Genomic DNA, 6,175 nt, shown 5'->3' with positions numbered 1-6,175 from the left:
GAACGCGAAGGCGGCACCACGCTGGACGTAATCAAAACCCAGCTTGCAGGATCGCTGCCAGACGGGGCCACGGCATCCAATACAGTTATCGCCTATGAACCCATCTGGGCCATTGGCACGGGCAAAGTCCCGACGCTCGCGCAAATCGGCGAAGTACATGATTTCATCCGTGCAGAGCTTGAGGCGCGCTTTGGCGCCGAAGGCACTGGCATGCGGGTGCTTTATGGTGGATCGGTCAAGCCAAGCAACGCGGCCGAGATCTTTGCCACCTCAAACGTGGACGGCGCATTGGTTGGCGGCGCCAGCCTGAAAGCTGCGGATTTCACCGCCATCATTGCAGCACTTGATGCAGCCTAAAGCGGCAGGCGCGCGGTTGATTTGATTTCTTCCATCGACAAAAGCGCGGTCACATTGTGGACGCGCACCTCTGAAATCAGCGCCTGATAGAAGGTGTCATACGCGCGGGCATTCGCAACCCGCACTTTGAGGATGTAATCAATGTCTCCGGCCAGCCGGTGCGCCTCTTGCACTTCTGGCCGATCCCGCAGCGCTTTCAAGAACTTAGCCTGCCAATCCGCCTCGTGTTCCGACGTACGGATCAGGACAAAGAAACAGGCCTCAAACCCCAGAGACTCGGCGTCCAGAATGACCGTGTTTTGTTTGATAATCCCCGACTCACGCAGTTTGCGGATGCGGTTCCAAACTGGGGTCTTAGAAGAGCCCACACGACGGGCAATTTCATCAAGAGACTGTGAGGCATCCTCTTGCAAGGTATCGAGAATTTTCCGATCCATATCGTCAATACGAGACGCCATTCTAACATTTCCCTCAATTTAGAACATTGTTCACGCGTGGAGCTGAGAGCGGAACAATAATTTCTATTTGCGCAACCATCTAGCGGTCGGATGGGATAATTTCCTATATTGCACCCAAAGTAAACACGAAAAGAGACAGCCTTTCCGCCTCAGCCAGCAAATGAGGAAATCTATCGGAAAATCGCCATCTCGACCCGAAACGATCAGGAGCTCGCTCACTATGCCACGCGCCTTTACACCAAAGGTCATCACGGCCAACCACCTTTTGGAAGGTGATGTCATCTATATGACGGATGCCGGCGAATGGACGCGCAACCTTGAGGATGCCGTTCTTTTGACGGACGAAGCCGATGCCGATCTGCGCCTGATCGAAGCGCAGCAGCAAAAGGCGATCACTGTTGGTGCCTATCTGGCCGATGCCAAGGCTGGCACAGACGGACGCCCCGAACCCACCCATTTCCGTGAAGAGTTCCGCCGCACAGGCCCGTCGAACTATCACCACGGCAAACAGGCAGAGGCTTAAGCCATGTATCAGTATAACGACTTTGACACAGCTTTTCTGGCAGAGCGCAACAAACAGTTCCGCGCACAGGTTGAGCGCCGTATCGATGGTTCGCTGACCGAGGACGAATTCAAGCCGCTGCGCCTGATGAACGGCCTCTATCTGCAATTGCACGCCTATATGCTGCGGGTTGCGATCCCTTATGGCACGCTGAACGGCGCGCAGATGGACACGCTCGCGCTGTTGGCGGAAAAGTGGGACAAGGGCTATGGCCACTTCACCACACGTCAGAACATCCAGTACAACTGGCCAAAGCTGAAAGACGTGCCTGATATGCTGGACGCATTGGGCGAAGTGTCGATGCACGCGATCCAGACCTCTGGCAACACAATCCGCAACGTGACTGCAGACCATTTCGCGGGCGCTGCGGCGGATGAAATCGCCGACCCACGTCCAGTGGCCGAGCTGATCCGGCAATGGTCAACCGATCACCCTGAATTCCAGGCGATGCCTCGTAAGTTCAAAGTCGCTGTGTCTGGCGCGCGTGAAAACGACCGCGCCGTGGTGAAAGCCCATGACATTGGTGTTTACCTTGTGAACAACGACGCAGGTGAGCTGGGCTATCAGATCATCGTCGGTGGCGGCCTAGGCCGGACCCCGATGATTGGTAAGGTCTTGAAAGACTGGGTCAGCCAAGACGATCTGCTGTCCTATCTTGAGGCCACCGTTTCCGTGTGGAACCTGCTGGGCCGTCGCGACAACAAATACAAAGCGCGGATCAAGATCACGGTACACGAGCACGGCATCGAAGACATTCGCGCCCGTGTGGAAGAGCGTTTCCAAACGATCCGCCCGACCTTCCAGGGTTTTGATGTCGCTTTGTTTGAGGACATCAAAGCGCATTTCGCAGCGCCTGCCTATCGCAACATCCCAACGGATGCCTATGACGCAGCCTATGGTGATGACGCGATGTTCCGCAGCTGGGCAGACACAAACCTTACTGCGCACAAACAGGCAGACTATGCGATCGTAACCATCTCGCTGAAGAAACACGGCGAGACACCCGGCGATGCAACTGCCGCGCAAATGCGCGCAATGGCGGATATTGCACGCAAATACGGCCACGACGAGCTGCGCATCTCGCATGAGCAGAACGTCATTCTGCCGAACGTTCATAAGGCGGATCTGCCTGCTGTCTACGAAGAGCTGAAAGCCCATGATCTGCACACTGCAAACATCGGCCTGATCTCTGACATCATCGCCTGCCCGGGTATGGACTATTGCGCTCTGGCAACCGCACGCTCGATCCCAGTTGCACAAGGTCTGGCGACCCGTTTTGACGAGCTGAAGCTTGAGCATGACGTGGGCCACCTGCAAATCAAGATTTCGGGCTGCATCAACGCCTGTGGGCACCACCACGTGGGTCACATCGGCATCCTTGGTCTGGACCGTGCGGGCGTGGAAAACTATCAGATCACGCTGGGCGGCGACGCGACATTCACAGCCGAAGTTGGCGGCCGCGTGGGTCCGGGCTTCGCCTATGACGAGATCGTGCCTGCGGTCGAGCGTATCGTTCTGGCCTATCTTGATCTGCGCGAAGGGCCAGAGGAAACCTTCCTTGAGACCTATCGTCGTCTGGGACTGGCCGTGTTCAAACCGTATATCTATCCAGAGGCGCAAGCTGCGGCATAAGCATGGACGAGACAGTCGACATCACCCCCCTGCGCTTTAGCGCAGCGGCTGCGACCGATCCCTTGCAAGAAAAGGTCGACGCATTGAACGCGCGGTTCAAGCACCATTCGGCGACGGCGGTGCTTGAGGCGGTTTTGCGCGACAATGTGGCAGGTGAGATCGCGATGGTCAGCTCGTTTGGCGCAGAAAGTGTCGCCTTGCTGCACTTGGCCGCAATGGTAAACCGCAACGTGCCAGTTCTGTTTGTAGACACTCAGTTTCTGTTCACCGAAACCCTTGTTTATCAACAAGAACTTGCCGAGCGGCTGAACCTGACCAACTTAAAAATCATCACCGCGAGTGAAACAACACTCGTGGCCGAAGATCCGTATCGCCGTTTGCACCAGAACGATACAGATGCCTGCTGTGCACTGCGCAAGACGCGGCCGCTGCAAAAGGCGCTGCGTGGCTATGATGGCTGGATCACCGGTCGCAAACGGTTTCAGGCTGGCACCCGCGCCGCGCTTGAATTTTTTGAGGTCGAAGACTTTACCGGTCGGATCAAAGTAAATCCGCTGGCTCACTGGGCGCCCGAAGACGTACGCGCCTATATGGAAGAAAACCGCCTGCCCAAACACCCGATGATTGCGCGGGGCTACCCTTCGATTGGCTGTTCACCTTGCACCAGCCCTGTGAAAGAAGGCGAAGACCCCCGCTCGGGCCGCTGGCGTGGCAAAGCAAAAACCGAATGCGGCATCCACGTCGGAGACGACGGCGCGATGGTTCGCACAGGAGTAGACGCATGACTGTAGTTATCACCGATAAAGGCTTTGGATCCGACGATCTGAAAGTCACTTTCGTAGCCCTTGGCGACGCCGCAAATTCTGTTGCTGCGCTGGATGTGCCCTCAGACGCAGACCTGCCGGATCTCGACGCGCATCTGAACGCCGACGTGATCCGCGTGGATTTCCCGTCTTCTGCGGATGGACGCGGCTTTACCATCGCGCGCCAACTGCGGCTGAAGGGCTTTAAAGGCCGTCTGCGTGCCCGTGGCCACGTCATTGCCGACCAATATGCCATGGCACGTCGCTCTGGCTTTGACGAAGTTGAAATCTCCGACGAGCTCGCCGCCCGCCAGCCAGAGGACCAATGGTTGTTCCGCGCCAACTGGCAGCAGCACGACTATCAAAACCGCCTGCGTGCCAAGGCCGCAGAGTAACGATAAACGCGGGAATATGCGGACTGCATAGCAGATATGACGCTATTCCTGCTTCACACACCGAATAGACCTGCTAGAGGAAGGGCACGACAATTCGCCCTTGAAGTATGATGAACGAGCAAACCGCAGTGACCCAAGAGACCGCCACCGAGGCCCCAAAGAAACCCGTTCTGCCTGACGCACAAAAAGTGCTTGAGGTGAAACATTGGACGGACCGCCTGTTTTCTTTCAAGGTAGAGCGCCCTGCCAGCCTGCGGTTCCGCTCTGGTGAGTTCGTGATGATCGGCCTGATGGGCGATCCGCATCCTGAAACCGGCAAGCAGAAACCTCTGCTGCGCGCTTATTCCATCGCCTCCCCAAGCTGGGGCGAGGAAATGGAATTCTATTCCATCAAAGTGCAGGACGGCCCTCTGACATCCAAGCTGCAGCACATTCAGCCGGGCGACGACATCATCCTGCGTCCAAAGCCGGTGGGCACCTTGGTGCATGACGCTTTGATCCCGGGCAAACGCATCTGGTTCTTTGCGACTGGCACTGGTTTTGCACCTTTCGCCTCTCTGCTGCGCGAACCAGAAACATATGAGAAATTCGACGAAGTCATCATCACGCACACCTGCCGCGAAGCGGGCGAGCTGACCTATGGCCGCGAACTGATCGAGAGCCTGAAGGACGACGAACTTCTGAACGAAGTGATCGGAGAAGGGTTCTGGAAGAAAATCAAATACTACCCAACCACGACCCGCGAAGAGAGCGCCAAAATGGGCCGCATCACCGATCTGATGAAATCAGGCGAAGCCTTTGCGGATCTGGGCGTAGAGCCTTTGAACCCAGACACCGACCGGGCAATGATCTGCGGCAATCTGGCGTTCAATCTGGAACTGAAAGACCTGTTTGAGAACACCTATGGTCTGGAAGAAGGTGCGAACTCGAAACCAGCGCATTACGTGGTCGAGAAGGCCTTTTTGGACTAAAGACCGTCTCAAGGAACACCAAAGGCCGCCCCATTGTCGGGCGGCCTTTTTCGTGGGGCGTTAAAGCCTAGTTTCCAGACAGGCTGTTTACAACGTTGTCGACCGCATTTTCCACAGCACCTTCGACCGCCTCTTCTGCCGCGGACGCAGCCTCCTCTGCGGCTTGCGTGACCTCTTGGACAACAGCATCCACCTGATCCTGCGCAGTTTCCACGGCTGTTTCTGCCTGATCGGTAATGTCTTCGACCACGGCATCCACCTCTTCAGTCACAACAGGCTCTGGATCTTCCATTGTCGTTGTAACCGGCAACGTCGCAGCCTCTTCGCCGCCCTCCGGAGCGAAAGCCAAATACGACACCACTGCAACTGATGCAGCAACCACAATCCACACGGCATATTTCATAGCGTTTCCTTTCAATGTCACCTCAGACGCACACGGCGCTTTGATTGAGGTCAGCAGAACGCCAAAGCCGATCCAGAAATAGGGGGAAACTCGGGAAAATTACCGCATAACCTGCGATTTAGGCGCTTGAAACACCCCGACTGCACCTATAGCTTATGGCCTCAAATCGGTTAACCATTGAAGGATCAAAACCATAGCCCGCAGACCGCATAATGCGCCTCCACAGCGCGACACTGGCCCCCGCGTCAACGAAGCAATCCGAGCCCCCGAAATCCGCCTTATCGGCGCAGATGGTGATAACGTTGGGGTGGTCCACCCCGCAAAAGCTATGCAAATGGCGGCAGACGCCGAACTCGATCTCGTTGAAATTTCGCCCAATGCCAATCCGCCGGTCTGCAAGATCATGGACTATGGCAAATTCAAATACGAACAGCAGAAACGGGAATCCGAGGCGCGGAAAAAACAGACCGTCATTCAGGTCAAAGAAGTTAAATTCCGCCCGAACACCGACACGCATGACTATGACGTCAAAATGCGCAACGTGGTGAAGTTCCTGGAAAAAGGCGACAAGGTCAAAGTGACCCTGCGGTTCCG

At 56.0% G+C, this 6,175-nt stretch carries 9 protein-coding genes; 7 read left to right on the top strand and 2 right to left on the bottom strand.

The annotated features are described in order from the left end of the window. The coding region (locus ACEQWH_RS10740) for a triose-phosphate isomerase (protein ID WP_370230655.1) at nucleotides 1-357 on the top strand (357 nt) is incomplete at its 5' end. On the opposite strand, the gene ACEQWH_RS10735 is transcribed toward ACEQWH_RS10740, so the two are convergent. After that, nucleotides 354-815 carry an Lrp/AsnC family transcriptional regulator gene (locus tag ACEQWH_RS10735; RefSeq protein WP_370230652.1) on the bottom strand — a complete coding sequence of 154 codons (462 nt, stop codon included), beginning with the start codon at nucleotides 813-815 and terminating at the stop codon, nucleotides 354-356. The two genes, ACEQWH_RS10740 and ACEQWH_RS10735, sit on opposite strands and share 4 nt — an antisense overlap. A 220-nt stretch (nucleotides 816-1,035) precedes the next feature. On the opposite strand from ACEQWH_RS10735, the gene ACEQWH_RS10730 reads away from it, so the two are divergent. The 5 genes from ACEQWH_RS10730 to ACEQWH_RS10710 all read left to right on the top strand — a co-directional run bounded on the left by ACEQWH_RS10730 (nucleotide 1,036) and on the right by ACEQWH_RS10710 (nucleotide 5,178). Then, complete coding sequence (locus tag ACEQWH_RS10730; protein WP_370230649.1) at nucleotides 1,036-1,338, top strand: DUF2849 domain-containing protein; 303 nt, start codon at nucleotides 1,036-1,038, stop codon at nucleotides 1,336-1,338. 3 nt (nucleotides 1,339-1,341) lie between these two features. Next, on the top strand, nucleotides 1,342-3,009 hold the full coding sequence (locus ACEQWH_RS10725; protein WP_370230646.1) for a nitrite/sulfite reductase: 1,668 nt from the start codon (nucleotides 1,342-1,344) through the stop codon (nucleotides 3,007-3,009). A gap of 2 nt (nucleotides 3,010-3,011) precedes the next feature. Continuing rightward, nucleotides 3,012-3,794: a phosphoadenylyl-sulfate reductase gene (locus tag ACEQWH_RS10720; RefSeq protein WP_370230643.1), complete on the top strand. Its 783-nt coding sequence runs from the start codon at nucleotides 3,012-3,014 to the stop codon at nucleotides 3,792-3,794. Next, a complete protein-coding gene (locus ACEQWH_RS10715) occupies nucleotides 3,791-4,207 on the top strand; it encodes a DUF934 domain-containing protein (protein WP_370230641.1) in 417 nt (138 codons plus the stop codon). The genes ACEQWH_RS10720 and ACEQWH_RS10715 overlap by 4 nt, the downstream gene beginning before the upstream one ends. A 110-nt stretch (nucleotides 4,208-4,317) precedes the next feature. After that, nucleotides 4,318-5,178, top strand: a complete 861-nt coding sequence (locus ACEQWH_RS10710) for a ferredoxin--NADP reductase (protein WP_370230638.1) — start codon at nucleotides 4,318-4,320, stop codon at nucleotides 5,176-5,178. A 67-nt stretch (nucleotides 5,179-5,245) separates the two neighbouring features. Here ACEQWH_RS10710 and ACEQWH_RS10705 read toward each other — a convergent pair whose 3' ends face one another. Next, nucleotides 5,246-5,581 carry a hypothetical protein gene (locus tag ACEQWH_RS10705; RefSeq protein ID WP_370230636.1) on the bottom strand — a complete coding sequence of 112 codons (336 nt, stop codon included), beginning with the start codon at nucleotides 5,579-5,581 and terminating at the stop codon, nucleotides 5,246-5,248. A 193-nt stretch (nucleotides 5,582-5,774) separates the two neighbouring features. On the opposite strand from ACEQWH_RS10705, the gene infC reads away from it, so the two are divergent. Beyond that, on the top strand, nucleotides 5,775-6,175 hold a 401-nt coding region (infC, locus tag ACEQWH_RS10700; protein ID WP_370230657.1), incomplete at its 3' end, for a translation initiation factor IF-3.

The sequence above is a fragment of the Cognatishimia sp. genome, from assembly GCF_964229375.1.
GTDB lineage: Bacteria > Pseudomonadota > Alphaproteobacteria > Rhodobacterales > Rhodobacteraceae > Cognatishimia.
The sequence above is the reverse complement of the archived record's forward strand: the minus strand, read 5'-3'. Positions and strand labels throughout refer to the sequence as shown.

Excerpts from the sequence above, each read along its gene's own strand:
- ACEQWH_RS10735 (WP_370230652.1), bottom strand. The coding sequence starts at position 815 with ATGGCGTCTCGTATTGACGATATGGATCGGAAAATTCTCGATACCTTG.
- ACEQWH_RS10730 (WP_370230649.1), top strand. The coding sequence starts at position 1,036 with ATGCCACGCGCCTTTACACCAAAGGTCATCACGGCCAACCACCTTTTG.
- ACEQWH_RS10725 (WP_370230646.1), top strand. The coding sequence starts at position 1,342 with ATGTATCAGTATAACGACTTTGACACAGCTTTTCTGGCAGAGCGCAAC.
- ACEQWH_RS10720 (WP_370230643.1), top strand. The coding sequence starts at position 3,012 with ATGGACGAGACAGTCGACATCACCCCCCTGCGCTTTAGCGCAGCGGCT.
- ACEQWH_RS10715 (WP_370230641.1), top strand. The coding sequence starts at position 3,791 with ATGACTGTAGTTATCACCGATAAAGGCTTTGGATCCGACGATCTGAAA.
- ACEQWH_RS10710 (WP_370230638.1), top strand. The coding sequence starts at position 4,318 with ATGAACGAGCAAACCGCAGTGACCCAAGAGACCGCCACCGAGGCCCCA.
- ACEQWH_RS10705 (WP_370230636.1), bottom strand. The coding sequence starts at position 5,581 with ATGAAATATGCCGTGTGGATTGTGGTTGCTGCATCAGTTGCAGTGGTG.